The organism is Pseudoalteromonas sp. 10-33 (genome assembly GCF_001469195.1).
Classification (GTDB): Bacteria; Pseudomonadota; Gammaproteobacteria; order Enterobacterales; family Alteromonadaceae; genus Pseudoalteromonas.
Map to the genome: position 1 here is coordinate 104,090 of NZ_LOFI01000027.1, position 20,735 is coordinate 124,824.

Genomic DNA, 20,735 nt, shown 5'->3' on the forward strand with positions numbered 1-20,735 from the left:
GCGGATAAATTTAACTTAATAAAAAAGCCAAATAATATCGGTATTGTCAATGAATAATTTAAAGCTAAAAAACAGTAAACATTTTATTTACATTGTATACAAGTAACCTATTTAATTATAGCTAATATTTTCTTAAACGTAGGCGTAGCTGCGGTTTTTGTCCATTGAAATATAATAATTTCCGCACATGAAATTACCGCTCCACCATGCTTTAGTTGATCTATTGCGATATTTTTATGCTTCTCATTACGAGAACCTATTGCGTCTGTTACTAAAACTACTTCAAATCCACTTTTTAATAAATCGATACACGTTTGCAAAACACATACATGCGCCTCAGTGCCTACCACAACAATAGTTTTTTTGTTAAAACTGGTTAATTTGTCTAAAAAACCTGCCTCTTCACAGGCACTAAAATGAACCTTACTTAAGAACGTAGCCCGCGGTAAAACCGATTTAATTTTTTTATTAGTTTCTCCTAATCCATCCACGTATTGCTCTGTAATTAGTGTCGGTATGTCGTGCACATAAGACGCCTGCGCTAAGTTTAGCGTGTTTTTTAAAAGATTTTGAAAATCACTGATCATAGGGGAAAGTCGCTCTTGAATGTCTATTATCAGTAAAAGACTATCTTTAGCTTGTATGTTTGTTAAAACCATTCAAAGACCTCTCTAAAACTCTTTAATAGCCTTAAATATTAGCTTAATACATTACATTAGCATTGATATTTTCTGTTTATTATTTGTAATTAAAAAATAAAACTTGTGCTATATTTAACACTTAGCTGAATAATGCATTACCTGTTGTGGAGATCGGTCATCAGTGCCATTTAGTAAACGTTGCCTTTTTATTTTATTTTTCATGTTGTGTATTTCTAATGCATTTTCATCGCAAAATTACGCCCAACAATTACAGCGCCTTTCTACCGATGAAGGACTCTCGCAAAATTATGTTGAAAAAATACAAGAAGATGAGATTGGATACATTTGGATTGCAACACAACAAGGATTAAACAGGTTTGATGGCTATACCGTTGAAACATTCGACGGTGGTTTTGATCTAGACAAACACTACATCTCTACACTGTTAAAAACAAACGATGGTAAGTTACTTGTTTCCACTGATATAGCCGGTGCATACCTAATTGACCCACAAACTCTCAAAACAGAAAAAATCTACTCTGGCCAGCTAGATAAAGAAACACAAATTTATTCTCCTGTTTCAGCAATGGCGGGACAGAACGAGCTTTACTATTTAGCTATTGATAACCAAGTACTCACTTACAATAAAACCACGGGGGCTTTTACACAAACAGCGGCTTTAGCTAATAAAACCTCATATATACGTGCTCTAACACTACATAATAATACACTTTATATTGGTGCCAATGATGGGCTATATGCACTTAACCTTGTTAGTAATCAACTTGCAGAAGTACCGCTTCACCCTGCCGAACAAATAACAATAGACAACATTAATGTAAAGTTTTTGCAGGTAGATAAAGAGCTTGGTCTCCTAGTCGGTTCGGTAGAGGGACTGTATAGATTCGCATTTTCAAATGATAACCAATTACTCAGTTCTAAAATAATAACGCTTATTCCCGACCTTAATATTTGGGATTACATTAGTTCTGATGATGGTGATTTTGTAGCAACCGAAAAAGGGTTATATAGTTTTAGCCGAATAAACAGCGAAATAGAGCTCATATTAAATTATGAAAAAAGTAAATTTAATATAAACGATAACACGATTAGCAATTTAGCAATAAGCCAAACCGGAGTGCTTTGGTTATCCTCAAGAAGCCAGGGGGTATTCACATGGCCAATTAACACTAGGCGATTTAAAAATATTAATTTGCCCGTCAATAATACCATAAACAAAATTCACGAAGACGACGATAAAACTATTTGGTTTGGCACAAACGATGGCCTAGCTCAATACAACCCTAAAACAGAAACCACGCGTACTTTTTTAAATTCAACAGACACTAAAGCAGTGTTTGGCTCATCAGCAGTTTATGATATTTTTGCTTCTTCCCTAGGAAACAACCGATATTTATGGCTGTATACATACAATGGGTTTGAATTATTTGATAAAAACAGTAAACAATTAGTGTCAAATTTAAGTAGTAATAACGATTTACTTACTCAACCGACTATTTTTGGTTTTGCCAAAATTGACACCCATAAATATGCGTTTGCTAACGACAAAAACTTTTACGTGTTTAACGAAAAAACGGGTGATATTAGGGTTATTAAAGGACTTAAAAACCTACTAGATCCGATAAATGCCTATGTGTTTCTTCCGCCATTGGAAACTCATCCTAATGAACTTTTAATTAGTATGAGTAATAGCTTGGTTAGGTATAACGAAGAAACACAAAACTTAACCTCAATATTTCAGTCATCAAATACTAAAGGTAACATTTATTATACGGTAGATAATTACTACCTTGACTTAAAAAGAAATATTTTATGGCTTGCAACGACTCATGAAGGTTTAATTGGCGTAGACCCACAAAGCTACGAAAAAAAGCATTCTCTAAGCCTTAAAAACTCGTTAAATTCTAATTCAATTTTGTCTTTAGTCCCTGATGAAAAAGATTACCTGTGGGCAAGCTCTGAAAATGGACTCTACAAAATAAATCTCAACACACTTAATGTTATAAGTTTCTCGGTTAAAGATGGTTTAAATACTAATAAATTCACAGATTACACACAAAAGAAATTGAATAATGGGCAAATAATAATTGGCAGTAATGCAGGCGCCCTACTTTTTAGCCCTGCTGACTTCAAAACAAAAAAAACAACCAAAAAACATAAACTAGCAATTACAGATGTCAGTTTATTAACGAGGGAATTGCCTTTTTCCCCCATTAAATACAGTAATCAAGCGCTCAAACTAGACCATGATGATATGGGGTTGACGGTAAGCTTTTCTGATTTTTCGTACCCAGATACAAACAAAACGTTTTATGATGTGGTTCTTGATGGCCCAACATCACTTACTTATGAAAACTTAAAAGCAAACCAGGTGTTTTTTACTAAACTTCAACCAGGCGACTACTCTCTCACTATAAACGCGCATTTTAAAGATGGTGTAATTAAAACCCAACCCGTGAAGCTCAGCATAAATGTAGCCCATGCTCCCTGGAAGTCGCCCTTTGCACTCTTCTCATATGTTGTAATTACGCTCACCCTTTTCGCTTTATTTTTTTGGCAGTACAGAAACCGTCAAAATGTTATTCAACAAGCGCATACAGACACCATAAACTCGAAAAAACAAACAGAACTCGCCCTCAAAAACAATAAAAGTGGCGTATGGGATTATCAATTTTTAGACCGTTCAGTAAATACTTTACGTGGCACAGAACTGGGTTACGAAAACTTAGAAGAACGGGTAGCTATAGAGCAGTTTTTTTCTATTATACATCCTGACGATAAGCGCCGCTTTGAAACCAAATGGCAAAATTATATAAGTAATAAAAGTAAAAATAAAAATTGGCAATTAACATTTCGTCTTCGCCATAAAAATGGCCATTGGTTATGGTACCAAGACACCGGCCAAATAATTTTTGATACTCAAACAGGCAAGCCTTTATATGTATCAGGTATCTATACCAATATTACTGAGCAGCGTGCTAATGAAGAGCAAGCTAAAATATTAGGTGAAGCATTTGGCCAAATAAACGATTGGTTGCTGATTTTAGACGACCACTTACTGCCTTTTTCCGCGAATACTAGTTTTATAAGAACGTTTTCAGATACACAAACATCTACAAATATTAGCCCTAAACTATTTATAAAATCGCTTGGTATAGAAAAGTGCAAAGAATTTGCAAAAACATTAAATGCATTGCAGCCAACTGAAAACTGGCATATCGATACCTTAATAAAAACAGCTAAAAATAATAAGCACCCAGTGCACATTAATGTGACTGCAGTTGCTAAAAGCACAACAGAAGTAAGCTACTATGTAATTGTTATTTCTGACTTAACTGAGCAAAAAAGAGCTGAAAATGAGCTGCGATATTTAGCTAACTATGACGCACTGACAAAACTGCCAAACCGTAGTTTAATGTACCAAAACATTGAGGAAGCTATTAAGCAAGCTGCAAGCTCAAATACACATTGCGCACTCCTGTTTATAGATTTAGATAAGTTTAAACCAGTGAATGACTCTTTTGGTCATGCCGTGGGTGATAAGCTTCTTTGCAATATTACTGAGCGGGTCAATAATATACTTAACGAAAATGCACAGCTTGGCCGACAAAGCGGGGATGAATTTTTAGTTCTTATCAAAAATGTAGAATCGCAAGACTCGTTGAAGGAAACCGTTAAACTAATTAGTAAAGAATTAGCAAATAAAGTAATGATTGAAGACTTTGCCATTAATATTTCTGCCAGTATAGGGATAGCTCTTTATCCCTTTGATGCCATCACAACCGACATTTTAATTCGCAATGCCGATGTTGCAATGATGCAAGCTAAGCAAAATGGTAGGAATGACTTCAGTTTCTTTAGCGATGAAATGAATGAACAAATCAAACAAAAACTGCTGCTCGAAAATGATTTAAAAGATGCAGTAAAAGCCGACCTTTTGTTTAATCATTACCAACCCATTATTGATATAGAAGCAAAAACGATTAACGGCGTGGAGTTACTCATGCGTTGGAAAAACAAAGGACAATTTGTTTCACCTGCGGTGTTTATTCCTATATCAGAAGAAACAGGGTTAATAGAACACCTAACTGAGCTTGCACTAAAACGTGCGCTTATTCAATTAGCCCCATTGCTTAATGAGAATCCTTTATTTTATATTTCTTTAAACTTGTCGCCTAAACACATTTTAAAAGCGAATATAACGGATCGGTTGGAGCATATTTTAAAAGAATTTAATGTTCAAACCAGGCAGCTAAGGCTCGAAATTACAGAAAGCATTTTGCTCGAAGATAAATACAAAGCTGCAAAGCAATTACAGGCGTTGAAAACAGCAGGGTTTAAATTATTACTTGATGACTTTGGCACAGGTTATTCATCATTAACTTATTTAAGCCAATTTCCGATTAACGTTATAAAAATAGATCAGAGTTTTGTAAATAGTATTGGTGAAGATAAAGGAGACGAGTCAATTATTAAAACTATTCTTTCTTTAGCTGAAAACCTAAACTTATATTGTATTGCCGAAGGCGTTGAAAATCGTGAGCAAATGGAGTTTTTAGCTAACTCGGGGTGCCATGTGCTTCAAGGTTATTACTTTGCAAGGCCGATGAGTGCTGAGGCTCTTAAAGAAAGTAGTTGTTTTAGCAAAATTATTGAGCTTATTTAAAATATCTAAAAAGAGGATTTAAAACCTTGGCACTTAATTAATATTAGGGCTAATTGGCCTTGTGGACTAAACCCCGTTCAAGCTAGGAGGGATTTAATCGCAGCGCAAGGTTTTATAACCTATTGGGCTTAATAATTGCTACTGCGTAACTTTAATGAAGTACATCCATATAAAAATAAGCCAATACCAAGCAACAAACAGTAAATTGCTCTGAGGAAGCCCCTTCGGGGACACGTCTATTTGGCATCGATGCTGCGCTAAAGTTTATTTGAGAGAGTTACACATTTCATAGGCGTTACCTTGCCTAAATGCCATACAAAATACTAAAGATTGAACTTTGAAAGATTAATAAATCCTAGTGAATATGATGACACTCATGGCTTTCAATTTGCAGTACGCTACTGGTTACTTTAAACCTTTCAGCAAGCAGGTTTTCCACCTTTAAGCGACATGCTTCATCGTGTTTTTCAATAGTACAATGCTTTTTAAGTACCACGTGAGCACCCACTACTAAGCCATCGTAGTTACGTGTTACAGTCACATTATGTACGTTATGCACGTGTTCAATATCTGTGATTTCGCTTTCAATATCAGTTACCTTAGGAAGCTTAGCTTTATTTAAACGTAATCCTTTAATACAACTAATAATGACTTTAATACCCGTAAACAACACAAATGACGCAATAAGCATACTCGATAAAATATCGATAACTGCAAAGCCTGTTAAATATATTAATACACCAGCAACAAATGTAGATACTGTTGAAATTAAATCAAAAAATGAGTGTAAAAACACAGCGTATACATTAATGCTTGCTTTACGCCCCTTGTACAAAACCCAAGCAGCTGCACCATGAAACAAAAAGCCTAAACCAGCTATAACTGACATCAAATAACTATTAATCTCAAGCTCATTACCCTCGTGCTGATGAATAAAGCGCTCACCACCTTCATATAAAATGACCAAACTAATCGCAAGGTACAATATGCCATTAACAAGCCCCCCCACTAACTCAGCACGTTGATATCCATCGTTATATGTTTTTGCTAAATGAATTGCAAAACTTGATGCGATTAACGCTATAAAAAGCGAGCTATTGTGTACAAATAAGTGCCCTGCGTCCGCTAATACAGCTAATGAATTAGCGTAGTAAGCACCAATCACTTGTATCACCATAAATGAACATGTAATGGCAAGTGCAATAAGTAAGCGCCGGCGAGAAGCTTGATGTGTTGTGATCTCTGTCATGAAATGCTTGGATTACCTATACTTAAAATGCAAGTAAGCCATTTGAGGCTCACTGGAGAAAGGAGTAATGATATACAGTATCAATTATAATACGTCGTTCATTTAAACGCACTAAAAAGTTAGTAATATCAACAAAAGTGTACTAAAACATATTATATAAGAATAATAATAAACGAACGCAACCAAGCTTCGAACTAACAAGAGGTAGTCATAAGCCTTGAATTCAATAAAAGACATATGGAGAACATTAAAGTGCCTCCCTTTTGCTGTTTTAGTACATGACTCAAAAACACGCAATTACAAAGCGAATAATCAAGCCTTAAAACTGTTTAATTTAGAGCAGGGTGATGACCTGTGCGCAAACCATTTTGGCCACATTAAGCTTATAAGCCCATTAAGTAAAAAACCTTTATTACTGCAAAACCTGTTTGATGTTTACCTAATACCAAATGTGTTAAATAACGTTGTACTTGAAATTAATGAAACAGCCTTTTTATTAAATATTAAATTTGCTTATATTACCGAGACCGTTTCAATGATTACCTTTGAAATAGAAAAACACAAAATCGATGAACAATATAATTTTGATGTTGTTATATCGAATATATCTGCAGACCTCATTGATATTCAAAACGATAATGTAGATGGTCATATAAATTATGCACTTAAAGCAATTGGTACAGTATGCCATGCAGACCGTAGTTACCTTTTTAAATTCAACGACGAAAACACTCAAATGAGTAATACGCATGAGTGGGTAAATAAAGGTATAGTGCCTTTTAAGGATTCGTTGCAAGATGTACCTAAAAGTGAACTACCTTATTTTTTTAAATTAATGAACGACACATACTTATTTAAAGTTAATGATGTTTCGGATCTACCAGCCTCTGCGGGAGGTGAAAAAAAAGAGTTTGAACTACAAAAAATTAAATCTGTATTGTGTATTGGCTTAAGCTACGAAAAAGAGCTGGTTGGTTTTATTGGTTGCGACTGCGTAGCTGAAAAACGTGAGTGGACGAACCTTGATTTAATCCGAATTAAACTCGTTGGTGAAATACTCACTAATGCATTCAAAAATATAAACTACAAACAAAAGCTAGAACTAGCGCAGCAGCAACTCATAACCGCCAATCAAAAATTAAGCGAATTAGTAAACACTGACGGTTTAACAACAATTGCCAATCGTCGGTGTTTTGACAAAACCTTTGAAGATGAAATACAACGCTGTGTTCGTTATCAGCAACCCATTAGTTTAATTATTTGCGATATTGACTTTTTTAAAAAATACAATGATAGCTATGGTCATCAAAAAGGAGATGAGGCTTTAAAATACGTTGCAGAAACACTTCAAAATTTATGTAAACGCCCCGGCGACCTGGCAGCTCGATATGGCGGTGAAGAATTTGCAATTATTTTACCCTGCACAGACTCAGAGAATGCAAATTGTTTCTCTACCTTAATTCAAAATGACATAGCGCGACTAAACATTGAACATAATCAATCAGATGTAAGCAAACAGCTTACTTTAAGTATTGGTTTTTATAGTGTTATCCCTAATACTAAAACAAGAGCTAAAGATATAATTTCAAAAGCCGATGCTGCTCTTTATGATGCTAAAGAATCAGGCCGAAATAAAATTTCAGAGTATTCTCCTAAATAATATATATTGCTAACAATGTTGTTTTTGTAGGTAATTGCCCTGATGAGTGATAATCTTAATCCGTTTAAAATTAAAACAATACACCATTTTATGACTAACTAATAAAAGGAATATTTAAATGGATCCAGTATCTCAAATACTCGATGTCGTGTTTACCGTCGAGGCATTTTTACTCATCTTTGTTATTGTGCTTCTAAAAAGCAGTGTTAAATTTGTCCCTCAAAATAGAGCTTGGCTAATTGAACGTTTTGGTAAATACCAATCAACCAAAGAAGCCGGACTGAACTTTATTATTCCGTTTATTGACAGAATTTCTGCTGATCGCAGTTTAAAAGAGCAAGCGCAAGATGTTCCATCTCAATCGGCTATCACAAAAGATAATATTTCATTAATTGTAGACGGCGTACTTTACTTCAGAGTACTCGATCCATATAAAGCAACCTATGGTGTTGACGATTACACATTTGCGGTTGTGCAACTGTCACAAACAACAATGCGTTCTGAGCTCGGTAAAATGGAGCTAGATAAAACGTTTGAAGAACGTGACTTACTTAATACCAATATTGTAGCTGCAATCAATCAAGCATCTGAGCCTTGGGGTATTCAAGTATTGCGTTACGAAATTAAAGACATTGTGCCACCAAACTCTATTATGGAAGCTATGGAAGCACAAATGAAAGCTGAGCGAGTAAAACGTGCCCAAATTTTAGAGTCTGAAGGCGACCGCCAAGCAAACATAAATGTGGCCGAAGGTAAAAAGCAAGCGCAAGTTCTTGCAGCAGAAGCCGATAAAGCTGAACAAATTTTACGTGCAGAAGGTGAAGCAACTGCAATTACAACCGTTGCAGAAGCACAAGCAAATGCCTTACTAAAAGTGGGTGAAGCTGCAGATACCGAACAAGGTCAAAAAGCAATTCAACTTGATTTAGCAACTAAAGCCATATCAGCTAAAGAAGCAATCGCACGCGAATCATCGGTTGTTTTACTACCTGATAACGCAACGGATGCAAGCTCAATGGTTGCTCAAGGTATGGCTATTATTAATAGCTTAAATAAACAAAACAAAAGCTAAGAATATGAGAGGCTAGTATGGACTTTATTTTGCAAAACCTACCGCAAGCACTCATGGTACTGGGTATACTTGCTTTGATAGTAGAGGTAGCAGTGCTTGGTCTCTCTACTATTATTCTATTGTTTTTTGGCTTATCGCTGCTGATAACTGGTTTTTTAATGAGTATTGGTATTTTACCTGACTCATTAACAACAGCACTTTGGAGCAATACCGTGGTAACGGCTATTTTAGCCATCGGTCTGTGGAAACCTCTAAAAAAAATGCAAAATCGTGTGGATACCAAACCCGTAAAAAACGATTTTGCAGAGCTTACGTTTACTCTTGATGACGACGTTACCGATCAAGGGTTAACTACTTATAATTATTCAGGTATTAGCTGGAAATTAAAAAGTGAGCAGCTAGTTAGTGCAGGCACTCGCGTATACGTTATAAAAAAAGATGTTGGCGTTATGTGGGTCAAACCCGTTGCCTAGCAATCTGTAAGCTAATTATAAAATAACGGGCGGCTCTAACTGCCCGTTTTTTATTCCCTTAATTTGCAATGTCGCCCCTTGTATATTTTGTAAATCATTATTAGATTCGCACAGTGCAGAAGTTACAAATAGCAGCTCACCTTGTTTTCCACCAAATGCTGTACATGTAGGATTAAGGATGTTTACTTTTATTGTGTGGAGTAATTCGGCATCAGGCGATAAGCACATAACGCACCCCATTCCCCATACCGCTAGCCACAAGTTACCTTTACTGTCGATTACGCATCCATCTGGATCTATATCTGTATTACTAAATTGATAAAATACCTTTTCAGTACCAACAACTTCGCCTGTAATATCATCAAGGTCAAGCTGGTAGATACAGCTTGTAAAAGAGTCACAATAGTAACCACGTGAGCGGTTTTTATCAAAGCACAAACCATTTGGGATAGTTAAATCAGTAATAATGCAATCAAGCTTTTTATTGTAATAGCGGTATACTTTCCCCTGCCCTTTTTGGGCACTCTTATCCATGGTACTTAACCAAAAGCCACCCCACGGATCGGCTCGCCCATCGTTTGAGCGCCTATTAAGCTCATTACTTTCAAGTTCTATAATTAATTCAGTGAATTTACTGTTTATGTTATAGCGATAAATACCTAACTCAGTACCTAAAATCAAATATTCTGCATCATGCCAAGCTATAGCGGTCACTATAAAAGGCATTTCAACCGAGTGTATTATTTCTGGTTCATCGAATGAGCGACAAAATAACAGTTTTTTATTGATATCAACCCAAAAAAGCATATCAAGTATTGGATGCCATAGAGGGCTTTCTCCAAGCTGGTTTTGTACTTTACTAAATAGGATTGTCTTAAAATCAGCCATACTAAAGCCTGTGACCTTTCAGAATTAAAATTTTGTATAAATGGGCATTTTTAAGGCAACAAACTAAATTGCCTAAATAGCTACTTTTTGGTAATCCCTATAGATAACATCGATTTAGTAAAAAATATATAGCACTTCCTCAAACTGCCGTTTATAACTACAACAACATCGTTTTAAGTAACCGTATAGAAAAAACTCGTATACCAATTCACGCTAAGACTCAATTAAACGAATTAGTATTAAATATTCTTTCCTATTAACATAGACTTGCAGAACAAAGGTTATTACTGTGTCGATTCACAAATATTTATAAATATCACTAAACTAGTGTTAATGAATTAATATATGAACTTTTTACTCGCTCTACTCAAACTTAATTGCTAGCATAAAAACAGATTAAAAGGAGTTATAATTATGGCCAAAAATATAAAACATGCGCTTGTAGTTGAAGGCGGCGCAATGCGCGGTATATTTGCGGCGGGCGTGCTTGATGAATTTTTAACGCAAAGTTATCAACCCTTTGATTGTTATTTTGGTGTGTCAGCAGGGGCAACAAATGTCGCCGCGTTTTTATGTAATCAACCTATGCGAAACCACAAAGTAATAACCGATTATTCTTGCAGGCCTGAGTTTATTAATCTGGCAAGATTTGTTAAAGGCGGGCATTTGTTTGACCTTGATTGGCTATGGGAGCAAACAATTCGTGATATTCCCTTGCAAACAGAAGTCTTTGAACAAAACCCACAATCATTTTACATTGTTACCACGGCAGTCGATTCAGGCAAAGCCCTCTACTTAGAAGCAACAAGCAATAGCATGGTTGAGCAGCTAAAAGCATCCTGTGCTATTCCCATTGCATATCGTGATTACCCAACACTCAATAAAATACAAATGACCGATGGGGGTGTTTCAGACTCTATACCTGTGATTAAAGCATACGAAATGGGAGCACGCGAAATAACCGTTATACTGTCTCGCTCGCTTGGTTATCGTAAAAAATTAACAAAAGTACCTTGGTTAACAAAAAAAATATATAAAGGCTACCCTGCATTAATTAATGCAACTTTAAACAGAGCCGAAGTTTATAATAAAAGTATCGACTTCATATTAAGCCCGCCCAGTGATTGCAAAATTAATATTATTGCACCACCAAAACAATTTAAGGTAGGCAGAACAACTAAATCGTTTGATGTTTTAAATAATGGCTATAACATAGGTTTAGAAGAAGCCCGCACTTATTTATTGTCATGTTAAGCTATAGAAATAATTAAAGAAAAAATATTAGCTGCCGATAGTAACCTTGATTTATTAACTGTATTTGGTCAGGAGAGATTGATGAGTGAGAAAATGAATGAAGATGCCCTTCATGCTCTTAAAATAGCATTTACGTATATGCCAAAAGCTATTGAAGTAACTAAATACGAATACGGAGAACGTTATCAAACAGTACTGAGTCATATTGAAGCGGTAAGAGAAACACTGCTAATAAACGATGTTGACCCAGAAGAAGTTGATGGCGATATTAACCCTGAATACACACCTAACTCAACTTACTAAATAACTAATATTTTTTTTAATTATGGTTTATATAAAAAGCATCTTAATATTATTTAGTTTGTGAGCAATAAATCATCACTGTTTCAATTTTGTTCTATCTGTATAATCTGCTAGTTAAAATTGAATTTGAAAAATTATTTCTAAAGGATCTTTTTCTATTGAATTTTCTTAGGCAATTTCACGACATAGTCTCTGATCAAAATTTGGCATTTGATGATAAAACGCAAAAATTATTAAATTTTGGGCTTAAAGTCTTTGGCCTCGACTTAGCTATTATCAGTGAAGTACAAGAACGTATTTACACTGTTCTATATGCTGTGACTCCTGACAACGGGCTTGCCATCGGCACACAATTTAATTTAAATGATACCTACTGCGTTCATACGCTCAATGCAGGCTCCGCACTTGCGTTTCATAATGTATCGCAAAGCGAAATAGCCGATCACCCATGCTTTACTAATTTTCAGCTAGAGTCTTACATTGGTGCTCCAATTAAAGTTGGAAACGAGGTTTTTGGTACAGTAAACTTTTCTTCAGCCAATCAATCTCCGGTATTTACCGATCAGGCCTATGACTATATAGAGTTATTTGCGCAGTGGTTAGGCGCTGAGTTTGCCAGAAACCAAACTAAAGACCGCCTAATAAAAAACAGTAATAGCCTATTAAAACTAGAAAGCGTAGCAAATATTGGCACATGGGAAGTTGATATTGCTCACAATAAAATTTATTGGAGCAAACAAACCAAGCTTATTCACGAAGTTGATGAAAACTATCAACCAATGATGGAAACAGCAATCAACTTCTACAAAGAAGGATCTAGCCGAGAAAATATTACTAAAGCAGTAGAATTAGCCGTTGGCAAAGGCGAAAAATGGAATTTAGAACTAGAAATTGTTACCGCAAATGATAACAACATCTGGGTTTCTACATTCGGTGAAGCTGAATTTGAAGGCGACACCTGCGTAAGGCTATTTGGTACATTTCAAGATATTACTGAGTCGATGAGATTACGCGAAGAGCTTAAAAGTAAAAAAGCAGAGGCTGAACGCTTACTTTTTGACAGAAGCATGCTTTTTGCAAAAATAAGCCATGAACTCAGAACACCGCTTAATGGTATCACAGGCATGCTCACCAACTTGATAGATGAGCATGACCCAGAAAAAAGAACAGAAAAAATCAAAGTTGCGCTACGCAGCTCGGATATATTATTGAATATAATTAATGAGGTTCTTGATTTTTCAAAAATTAATCATGGTGAGCTTAAATTAGAACCGAATAATGTTTTATTAAAAACTGTTTTTACTGACCTTGTTTCACTTTATACCCCTTTATTTACTGAAAAGGGTGTTGCACTTGAAGTAAAAAATGAAATTAATGACGATTGCTGGGCCTTTTTCGACAACACACGCCTAAGTCAAATCACCTCTAATTTACTCAGCAATGCATTAAAGTTTACAGAACAAGGTATTGTAAAGCTGAACACGTTTTTAACCAATACTGACGGTGATTTGTCACTCACTATTACCGTGACCGACTCAGGCAGAGGAATGACCCCTGAATTTCTTAAATCGCTATTTTCGCCATTTACGCAAGAAGTCGATGCTAAAAATACAAAAGGTGGTACAGGTCTGGGCCTAGCAATTGTAAAAGAGCTTGTGCAGTACATGGGCGGTAAAATTGAAGTCAGTAGCGAAATTAATAAAGGCTCTACATTTTCAGTTTATATTCCAATAACCCGAGGCGAGGAGCAAATACTTGAAGACAAACCTCTCGCTAATATTAATATTGATACAAGTGAGTTATCTGTACTTGTTGTTGATGATAACGACATCAATAGATTAGTGCTTAACGCATCCTTAAATAAGCTTGATATAAACCCCGACTTTGCTGTGGACGGACAAGACGCTGTTTTAAAATGTAAGCAAAAGCCGTATGACCTTATTTTCATGGATTGTATAATGCCTATTTTGGACGGGTTTGAGGCCACTAAACAGTTAAGAGAGCAAAATATTTGCCCTACTGATAAGACCTATATTGTTGCCTTAACCGCTAATACATCGTCTCAAGACAAACTTGCGTGTAAACAAGCGGGTATGGATTTATTTATATCAAAGCCATTTAAAATGTATTCGTTAGAATCAGCCATAGCATCAGCAATAAAAACTGTTAAACCAAATTTAAGCTTAATTAGATAAATAATTAAAAAATAGGTAAAAGGAGATAACAATGAAGCTAATAGCTCGAACGCTATTAATTACTATTTTTAGCATCGCACTTTTCGCCGGTTACTCATCAGATGATTGGCAATCAGTGATGGTTGTATTGATTATCAGCGGCTTTTTACTATTGCTCAGTTTCATAACTTCAAAGTCAAATAGCGGCACAACAGGCTACAGTGGCGGCGCAAGTTACTCTGATAATAATAATAGTTGCAGCGGCTCAGATTCTAGCTGTGGTGGCGATTAGCCTATTTTTTAAAAAGGTTATTTGGATCAAAAAAAGCCGCCTTTGGAGAGGGCGGCTTGGGTTAACAAACAGCTTTGGGTGTACCTTGCTGTTATATCAAGAGAGGGTATTAAAGTTTAAGCAGCTGTTTTGTCTTGCTCGCTTTCTTCGCTGTTGCGAATTAAGTAATCAAAAGCACCTAAACTTGCTGTTGCGCCGCTGCCCATGGCAATAATAATTTGCTTAAATGGGGTATTTGTTGCATCACCTGCGCCATAAACACCTGGTAATGATGTAGCACCTTTTGCATCAATTACTATTTCGCCAAATTTACTTAGCTCTAAGTCACTAATTTTTAACCACTCAGTGTTAGGTATTAAGCCTATTTGAACGAAAATACCCGCTAAAGTAAGTGCCTTACTATCACCTGATACTCGGTCTGTGTAAGTAAGTCCTGTCACCTTTTTACCATCGCCAAGTACTTCTGTAGTTTGGGCGTTTTTAATAATAGTAATATTATTTAAGCTATTCGCTTTACGAATAAGTACTTCATCGGCGCGTAATGTATCTGCAAACTCAAGTACTGTTACATGCTCAACAATGTTTGCTAAATCGATTGCGGCTTCAATACCAGAGTTACCCCCACCAATTACAGCTACAGGTTTACCTTTAAATAAAGGGCCGTCACAATGTGGGCAGTATGCTACACCGTGTCCGCGGTATTCTTGCTCACCGGGTACGTTCATTTCGCGCCAGCGTGCACCGGTTGCTAAAACAAGCGATTTAGCTTTTAAAGTAGCCCCGTTTTCAAGCGTAATTTCGTACTTGTTATTAACGCGTTCAAGCCCTGCTGCACGTTGGTTATGCATTACATCAACATCATACTCTTTCACATGCTCTTCAAGCTGTGCAACAAGCTTAGGGCCTTCAGTAGCTTTAACCGAGATAAAGTTTTCAATACCCAGTGTATCTGCAACTTGCCCGCCAAATCGCTCTGCAACAATACCGGTATTTAACCCTTTACGTGCAGAATAAATAGCTGCTGATGCACCGGCAGGCCCGCCACCTACTACTAATACGTCAAATTCGTCTTTTTCGCTAAGTGCCGCAGCTTGGCGTGCTGCACCTTTACTGTCTACTTTGTTTAATATGTCAGTTAGGCTTAATGCACCTTGGCTAAATGGTTCGCCATTTAAATAAACAGCCGGTACTGCTAAAATGTTGCGCTCTTCTACTTCCTCTTGAAATAGTGCGCCATCAATCATTGTTGCTTTAATTATGCTATTAGTTGCGGCCATTGTATTTAGCGCCTGCACTACTTGTGGGCACGTTTGGCAACTCAAGCTAATGTAAATTTCAAAATTAAGTTCTTGATCAAGTGATTGTATTTGTTCAATGTCTTCGCTTTTTGCTTTACTTGCATGTCCGCCAGTATGTAAAAGCGCCAACACTAAACTTGTAAATTCGTGTCCCATCGGTACGCCTGCAAACGTAATGTGGGTATTTTTAACCGGTGAATGTACAACCATAGACGGGCGTCGTGCGCTGGTATCAGGGTTGTTAACTACTGTAAACTTATCGCTTAATGATGCTAAGTCGTTTGCTAAGCTTTCTACTTCTGCTGATTTTTTGCTGTCATCCAAGGCAATAAGCAGCTCAACAGGTTGAGTAAGCGATTCAAAATGGCTTTTTAATTGATTTTTAATGTTGTTATCTAACATGGCTTAACCCTTTTTAGGAAAATTTAAACAGCAAGCCTCCCATGCCAATAAACGCATGTGCTTAATTATCAAATTGACATAGGAGGCACCAATAAACGAATATTTATTGGTTTAAGGGCAGTTGCCTGCCCTTATAGTAGGGATAAATCTATACTTAGATTTTACCAACTAGGTCTAGTGAAGGGGCAAGTGTGTCTTCACCTGGCTGCCAAGATGCAGGACAAACTTCACCGTCGTGAGTTGCAATGTATTGTGCAGCTTGTACTTTACGTACTAACTCTTTAGCGCTACGACCAATACCTAAATCGTGAGTTTCGATTACTTTAATTTCGCCCTCAGGGTTCATTACAAAAGTACCACGAAGTGCTAGACCTTCTTCTTCAATCATTACACCGAAGCTGCGAGTAATACGGCCTGTTGGGTCGCCAATCATTGGGTAAGTAATTTTACCGATTGTGTCTGACGTATCGTGCCATGCTTTGTGAGTGAAGTGAGTATCAGTTGATACTGAGTAAACTTCTACGCCCATTTCTTGAAGCTGTGCGTAGTAATCTGCAAGGTCGCCTAACTCTGTAGGACATACAAATGTGAAATCTGCTGGGTAAAAGAAGAAGATTGACCACTTACCAAGTACATCTTTTTCAGATACTTCTACAAAATCTCCATTGTGGTATGCAGTTGCGTTGAAAGGTTGAATTTTTGTGTTGATTAATGAAGTGCTCATAGTATTCCTCATTTATATTTAATGTATTAATTTAAGTTACCAAGCAAGGCTAGATTTGTTGGCTAACCTTGCTGGCTTGATTAATACAATAAGCCCATTAATAAACTAAATAAAATTGATTGTTTAGATTAAAACAATCGATTTTTAAGATGAAACTAAATTACAGATAGATTCGTATTTAATTTATTGCAACATATCGGCTTGCACGCGCAAGGCTGATACAATTGCCTCGCTTACTATTAAAATATTCAGGGCACACTGTTATGAACAAGTTTATCAATCACATTCAATTAGGCTACCTTGGCCTAATCCCGTTTTTAGCCTGTTTAGCTTGGCCGCTAATGATCGGTAGTAACAGTGTAAACTTAGAGTTTTTTACCTTTTATAGCATTGCAATACTTGCCTTTATGGCTGGTAACCTTTGGCATGCCGGGATGCAAAGCTATGCAGATGCAATAAAAGCGGTACTACCTGTTATTCCAGTACCCTTTTTAGTATTTTTACCTATTGAATGGGTTTTAGGGTGGTTATCGCTGAGTTTTTGGCTGGTTTTACTTTTTGAAAAATCTACACCACAGTGGCAAACCTACCATAAAGACTATCAAAAAATGCGCTTTGTGCTCACGTCAGTCGTGTTTGTGTGCCACATATTTATTATTGGTATGAGTATTTACCCAAAATAGCAGCTATTACCTTAAATATTGCGCGGTAATAATGTACCATCCGCGCACAGCTATTTGAGGACTCACCATGATTGACCAATTACGCCAGCAGCTTAACGAACTTGGCGAAAATTACGTAGAAAAAAACGCCGCTTTTAAAATAAAGGTCATTCCATTTTTTTGTGCTATTAGCATAAAAAAAGATCACAAAAATGAAAATCGCCTCAACTTTTATTCAAACCAACTTATTGAGATATTTTTAGTTGTGTTACTCATATTATTTGGCGTAACGCTATATAAAGCAGACGGCGGATTTACAGACGGCCCATTGCACTTTGCGTTTGCAATTGTGATCACCTTTAACCTACTTATTAAACAAATAGCCATCGAAGGCCTAAAAACAAGACTTGCCTTTGAACGTTTAAATGCGGCAAATAAAAAAGCTCAAAACGTTAATAAGCAAGACACTTAGCACAGTATGTATTTAAACTCTAATTGGCGAATACTTACCGTTGGCGATGGCGACTTATCGTTTTCTCATGCAATTTATGAGCACGTAAAACCAAACACGTTGGTAGCCTCAACTTACGATAGCGCGCAAACCTTAGAACAAAAGTACCCTGATAACGCTTTAAATAAATTGCGTGAATGCAGTGTTGAAGTTCTTAATAGTTTTGATGTGACAAACAAAGCGTGTTGGCAAGCGTTAAAAAGTTATAATCAATGCTTTGACGTTGTTATTTTTCAGTTTCCACTTATTCCTGCATTTGTAGGTAAAAAGGAATATGAAGCTAATACTCGTCAATCAAGTATGAATGTTTTAAATAGAGCCTTATTACATCAATTTATTAAATACGCCACTGAGTTTGCGCTAAATCCAAATGGCCCAATGCTGTGCTTTATTACCTCTAAAGATGTAAAACCTTATCGTGAATGGAACATAGAAGGCAGTTTAAACGAACGTTTAAGCAGCGAGTACTGCGGCCAAATGCCATTTGATATATCACATTTTTCGGGTTATAAAATTCGTAATGTTGACCGCGACAAACACGTTAAAGACACCAGCGGGATCACGTATGTATTTAGCCCAAAAAGTAGCTGTATAGAGCCACAATTAGCCAAACAATTAATTAAGCCAAGCTACTTATCACCAAACCATTGCCCCCTTTGCCGAGTAGGGCCTTTTATAGCTGACGAAGACCAAATCAAACATTTTAAAGCTAAAAAGCACTTGCAAATGTTACGCCTAGAATCTGATTGGCAGCATTGGCTAAACACTTTTTATAGCTAACTATTGGCTGCCTTTATTAAGTCGGCAGCTTTTTCTGCAATCGCTATAACGGGTGCATTAGTGTTACCTGTGACAATTGTGGGCATTATTGACGCGTCAACAACGCGTAAATTATTAACGCCATGCACTTTCAATGTGCTATCGACAACCGACATAGCATCATTACCCATTTTACACGTCCCAACAGGGTGATATTCTGTATCAGCTGTTTGGCGAATAAAGTCTATTAGCTGCTGATCATTCTTTATATCCAGTGGGTAAACCATATCTGCACGAATTTCATCAAAGGCTGGGCTATTCATTATTGCGAGTGTTTTTTTTAAACCTAACAACATTATATTTAAGTCATCCGGGTGGCTCAAATAATTAGGATCAATAAGCGGTGCTGCGTGTGGGTCATTGTTTGCAAGCTTAATAGTCCCTCTACTTTTAGGTCGCATAATACTGCTATGAATACTGTACCCATGGCCATAATGTAACTTGCGACTATGATCGTCTACCAAACCAATTACAAATTCGAGTTGAACATCGGGTGCAGGTGAATCTTTAAATAATTTAATAAACGCATGTGACTCCGCAAAGTTACTTGTTAAACACCCGTTTCGTTTACTAAACCAATCTACAACCCCTTTGGCAACTTTAAGGGCACCTTTTGGGCTAATACCAAAGGTGCCCGCGCTATCATTAGCTTTAAAAAGTGGAACAACTGTAAGGTGGTCTTGTAAGTTTTGGCCGACCCCCTCTAACGCAACCTTCACATCAATGTTATGTAATTTTAATTGCTCTTTTGGTCCAATCCCCGACAGCATTAAAATTTGCGGCGAATTAATAGCCCCCGCACTCAAAATCACCTCTTTATTAGCCGATAACTGTATTTGCTGTTTGTTACGTGTTATTTGCACCCCTTGCGCGGTTTTATTTTTTATCTTTATTTTATTAACGTGGCAATGTGTGAGTACTGTTAAATTATGCCTATTTAAATTAGGTGTTAAATACGCCTTTGCAGCACTACAGCGTTCTCCATTATGCTGCGTAACCTGCGACAAACGTGCGCCACTTTGCTCTTCTGCGTTAATATCATTGCTTAATGATACTCCTTGTTCTACACAGGCATTTAAAAAGTATTGATTAACAGAACTTGGCGCATTGAGGTCTTGTACATGAAGCGGCCCATCATCACCATGCAATGGGTGATTAATAAATGCTTTGTTGTTTTCAGCTTTTATAAAGTAAGGAAGCATATTTTTAAAACCCCAACCCGTGTTGCCCAAACTCTCCCATTGGTCGTAGTCGTATTTATTACCACGAATATAAACCATTGCATTGATTGAACTTGAGCCACCCAGTACTTTGCCTCTTGGTACAAAACCACACCGATTATTAAGTGCTTTTTGAGGTACCGTATTGTAATGCCAACTGTTAATACCATAAGGAACGCTCGCAGCAATTCCAGCTGGCATTTGAACAAAAGCGCTTTTATCGCTCCCGCCGGATTCAATTAAACATACACTCACATTTTTATCTTCAGATAAACGCGAAGCAATAACACAGCCAGCACTACCCGCTCCTATTACGATGTAATCAAATGTTGTGCTTTGCATGTAAGCCCTTATGAAAAATTAATACCTTATTAATACTGCATAGAAAAACACACCAAAACTTGAT

Annotated in this window: 17 protein-coding genes; 11 read left to right on the plus strand and 6 right to left on the minus strand. The window is 36.7% G+C overall.

Annotated features, from left to right (window positions below; genetic code table 11):
- Positions 1 to 107: 107 nt before the first annotated feature.
- Complete coding sequence (locus ATS76_RS16990; protein WP_058553022.1) at positions 108 to 659, minus strand: isochorismatase family protein; 552 nt, start codon at positions 657 to 659, stop codon at positions 108 to 110.
- A gap of 202 nt (positions 660 to 861) precedes the next feature.
- Here ATS76_RS16990 and ATS76_RS16995 point away from each other — a divergent pair, with 202 nt between their 5' ends.
- Positions 862 to 5,328: an EAL domain-containing protein gene (locus tag ATS76_RS16995; RefSeq protein ID WP_058553100.1), complete on the plus strand. Its 4,467-nt coding sequence runs from the start codon at positions 862 to 864 to the stop codon at positions 5,326 to 5,328.
- 355 nt (positions 5,329 to 5,683) lie between these two features.
- Here the strand turns inward: ATS76_RS16995 and ATS76_RS17000 are convergent, their stop codons facing one another.
- The gene (locus ATS76_RS17000) at positions 5,684 to 6,577 is read right to left on the minus strand and encodes a cation diffusion facilitator family transporter (protein ID WP_058553023.1); all 894 of its coding nucleotides are present in this window, start codon (positions 6,575 to 6,577) and stop codon (positions 5,684 to 5,686) included.
- Between the two features lie 217 nt (positions 6,578 to 6,794).
- On the opposite strand from ATS76_RS17000, the gene ATS76_RS17005 reads away from it, so the two are divergent.
- The 3 genes from ATS76_RS17005 to ATS76_RS17015 all read left to right on the plus strand — a co-directional run bounded on the left by ATS76_RS17005 (position 6,795) and on the right by ATS76_RS17015 (position 9,782).
- Positions 6,795 to 8,237, plus strand: coding sequence for a sensor domain-containing diguanylate cyclase (locus tag ATS76_RS17005; RefSeq protein ID WP_058553024.1), 1,443 nt, complete (start codon positions 6,795 to 6,797; stop codon positions 8,235 to 8,237).
- 118 nt (positions 8,238 to 8,355) lie between these two features.
- Positions 8,356 to 9,309 (plus strand): slipin family protein, encoded by a 954-nt coding sequence (locus tag ATS76_RS17010; protein ID WP_058553025.1) that lies wholly within the window; start codon positions 8,356 to 8,358, stop codon positions 9,307 to 9,309.
- 17 nt (positions 9,310 to 9,326) lie between these two features.
- Positions 9,327 to 9,782 carry an NfeD family protein gene (locus ATS76_RS17015; protein ID WP_058553026.1) on the plus strand — a complete coding sequence of 152 codons (456 nt, stop codon included), beginning with the start codon at positions 9,327 to 9,329 and terminating at the stop codon, positions 9,780 to 9,782.
- A 15-nt stretch (positions 9,783 to 9,797) separates the two neighbouring features.
- Here the strand turns inward: ATS76_RS17015 and ATS76_RS17020 are convergent, their stop codons facing one another.
- A complete protein-coding gene (locus ATS76_RS17020; protein WP_058553027.1) occupies positions 9,798 to 10,670 on the minus strand; it encodes an SMP-30/gluconolactonase/LRE family protein in 873 nt (290 codons plus the stop codon).
- A gap of 414 nt (positions 10,671 to 11,084) precedes the next feature.
- Here ATS76_RS17020 and ATS76_RS17025 point away from each other — a divergent pair, with 414 nt between their 5' ends.
- From ATS76_RS17025 to ATS76_RS17040, 4 genes are all read left to right on the plus strand, one after another.
- Positions 11,085 to 11,924 (plus strand): patatin-like phospholipase family protein, encoded by an 840-nt coding sequence (locus ATS76_RS17025; RefSeq protein WP_058553028.1) that lies wholly within the window; start codon positions 11,085 to 11,087, stop codon positions 11,922 to 11,924.
- Positions 11,925 to 12,005: 81 nt separating this feature from the next.
- Positions 12,006 to 12,227, plus strand: a complete 222-nt coding sequence (locus tag ATS76_RS17030) for a hypothetical protein (RefSeq protein ID WP_058553029.1) — start codon at positions 12,006 to 12,008, stop codon at positions 12,225 to 12,227.
- Between the two features lie 158 nt (positions 12,228 to 12,385).
- Complete coding sequence (locus ATS76_RS17035) at positions 12,386 to 14,422, plus strand: hybrid sensor histidine kinase/response regulator (RefSeq protein WP_058553030.1); 2,037 nt, start codon at positions 12,386 to 12,388, stop codon at positions 14,420 to 14,422.
- 31 nt (positions 14,423 to 14,453) lie between these two features.
- A complete protein-coding gene (locus ATS76_RS17040) occupies positions 14,454 to 14,693 on the plus strand; it encodes a hypothetical protein (protein ID WP_058553031.1) in 240 nt (79 codons plus the stop codon).
- Positions 14,694 to 14,809: 116 nt separating this feature from the next.
- Here the strand turns inward: ATS76_RS17040 and ahpF are convergent, their stop codons facing one another.
- Together ahpF and ahpC are read right to left on the minus strand one after the other, a co-directional pair.
- The gene (gene ahpF / locus ATS76_RS17045) at positions 14,810 to 16,393 is read right to left on the minus strand and encodes an alkyl hydroperoxide reductase subunit F (protein WP_058553032.1); all 1,584 of its coding nucleotides are present in this window, start codon (positions 16,391 to 16,393) and stop codon (positions 14,810 to 14,812) included.
- 154 nt (positions 16,394 to 16,547) lie between these two features.
- Entirely contained in the window at positions 16,548 to 17,117 is a 570-nt protein-coding gene (gene ahpC / locus ATS76_RS17050) for an alkyl hydroperoxide reductase subunit C (RefSeq protein ID WP_058404596.1), read from the minus strand.
- Between the two features lie 263 nt (positions 17,118 to 17,380).
- On the opposite strand from ahpC, the gene ATS76_RS17055 reads away from it, so the two are divergent.
- The 3 genes from ATS76_RS17055 to ATS76_RS17065 all read left to right on the plus strand — a co-directional run bounded on the left by ATS76_RS17055 (position 17,381) and on the right by ATS76_RS17065 (position 19,070).
- Complete coding sequence (locus ATS76_RS17055) at positions 17,381 to 17,800, plus strand: DUF3429 domain-containing protein (protein ID WP_058553033.1); 420 nt, start codon at positions 17,381 to 17,383, stop codon at positions 17,798 to 17,800.
- Between the two features lie 67 nt (positions 17,801 to 17,867).
- Complete coding sequence (locus ATS76_RS17060) at positions 17,868 to 18,251, plus strand: hypothetical protein (protein WP_058553034.1); 384 nt, start codon at positions 17,868 to 17,870, stop codon at positions 18,249 to 18,251.
- A gap of 6 nt (positions 18,252 to 18,257) precedes the next feature.
- The gene (locus tag ATS76_RS17065; protein ID WP_058553035.1) at positions 18,258 to 19,070 is read left to right on the plus strand and encodes a class I SAM-dependent methyltransferase; all 813 of its coding nucleotides are present in this window, start codon (positions 18,258 to 18,260) and stop codon (positions 19,068 to 19,070) included.
- On the opposite strand, the gene ATS76_RS17070 is transcribed toward ATS76_RS17065, so the two are convergent.
- On the minus strand, positions 19,067 to 20,671 hold the full coding sequence (locus ATS76_RS17070) for a GMC family oxidoreductase (RefSeq protein ID WP_058553036.1): 1,605 nt from the start codon (positions 20,669 to 20,671) through the stop codon (positions 19,067 to 19,069). The two genes, ATS76_RS17065 and ATS76_RS17070, sit on opposite strands and share 4 nt — an antisense overlap.
- Positions 20,672 to 20,735 lie beyond the last annotated feature (64 nt).

Coding starts and splice junctions, on each gene's coding strand:
- ATS76_RS17065 (WP_058553035.1), top strand. CDS start 18,258: ATGTATTTAAACTCTAATTGGCGAATACTTACCGTTGGCGATGGCGAC.
- ATS76_RS17010 (WP_058553025.1), top strand. CDS start 8,356: ATGGATCCAGTATCTCAAATACTCGATGTCGTGTTTACCGTCGAGGCA.
- ATS76_RS17040 (WP_058553031.1), top strand. CDS start 14,454: ATGAAGCTAATAGCTCGAACGCTATTAATTACTATTTTTAGCATCGCA.
- ATS76_RS17025 (WP_058553028.1), top strand. CDS start 11,085: ATGGCCAAAAATATAAAACATGCGCTTGTAGTTGAAGGCGGCGCAATG.
- ATS76_RS16990 (WP_058553022.1), bottom strand. CDS start 659: ATGGTTTTAACAAACATACAAGCTAAAGATAGTCTTTTACTGATAATA.
- ahpF (WP_058553032.1), bottom strand. CDS start 16,393: ATGTTAGATAACAACATTAAAAATCAATTAAAAAGCCATTTTGAATCG.
- ATS76_RS17055 (WP_058553033.1), top strand. CDS start 17,381: ATGAACAAGTTTATCAATCACATTCAATTAGGCTACCTTGGCCTAATC.
- ATS76_RS17060 (WP_058553034.1), top strand. CDS start 17,868: ATGATTGACCAATTACGCCAGCAGCTTAACGAACTTGGCGAAAATTAC.
- ahpC (WP_058404596.1), bottom strand. CDS start 17,117: ATGAGCACTTCATTAATCAACACAAAAATTCAACCTTTCAACGCAACT.
- ATS76_RS17015 (WP_058553026.1), top strand. CDS start 9,327: ATGGACTTTATTTTGCAAAACCTACCGCAAGCACTCATGGTACTGGGT.
- ATS76_RS17000 (WP_058553023.1), bottom strand. CDS start 6,577: ATGACAGAGATCACAACACATCAAGCTTCTCGCCGGCGCTTACTTATT.
- ATS76_RS16995 (WP_058553100.1), top strand. CDS start 862: ATGTTGTGTATTTCTAATGCATTTTCATCGCAAAATTACGCCCAACAA.
- ATS76_RS17030 (WP_058553029.1), top strand. CDS start 12,006: ATGAGTGAGAAAATGAATGAAGATGCCCTTCATGCTCTTAAAATAGCA.
- ATS76_RS17070 (WP_058553036.1), bottom strand. CDS start 20,671: ATGCAAAGCACAACATTTGATTACATCGTAATAGGAGCGGGTAGTGCT.
- ATS76_RS17020 (WP_058553027.1), bottom strand. CDS start 10,670: ATGGCTGATTTTAAGACAATCCTATTTAGTAAAGTACAAAACCAGCTT.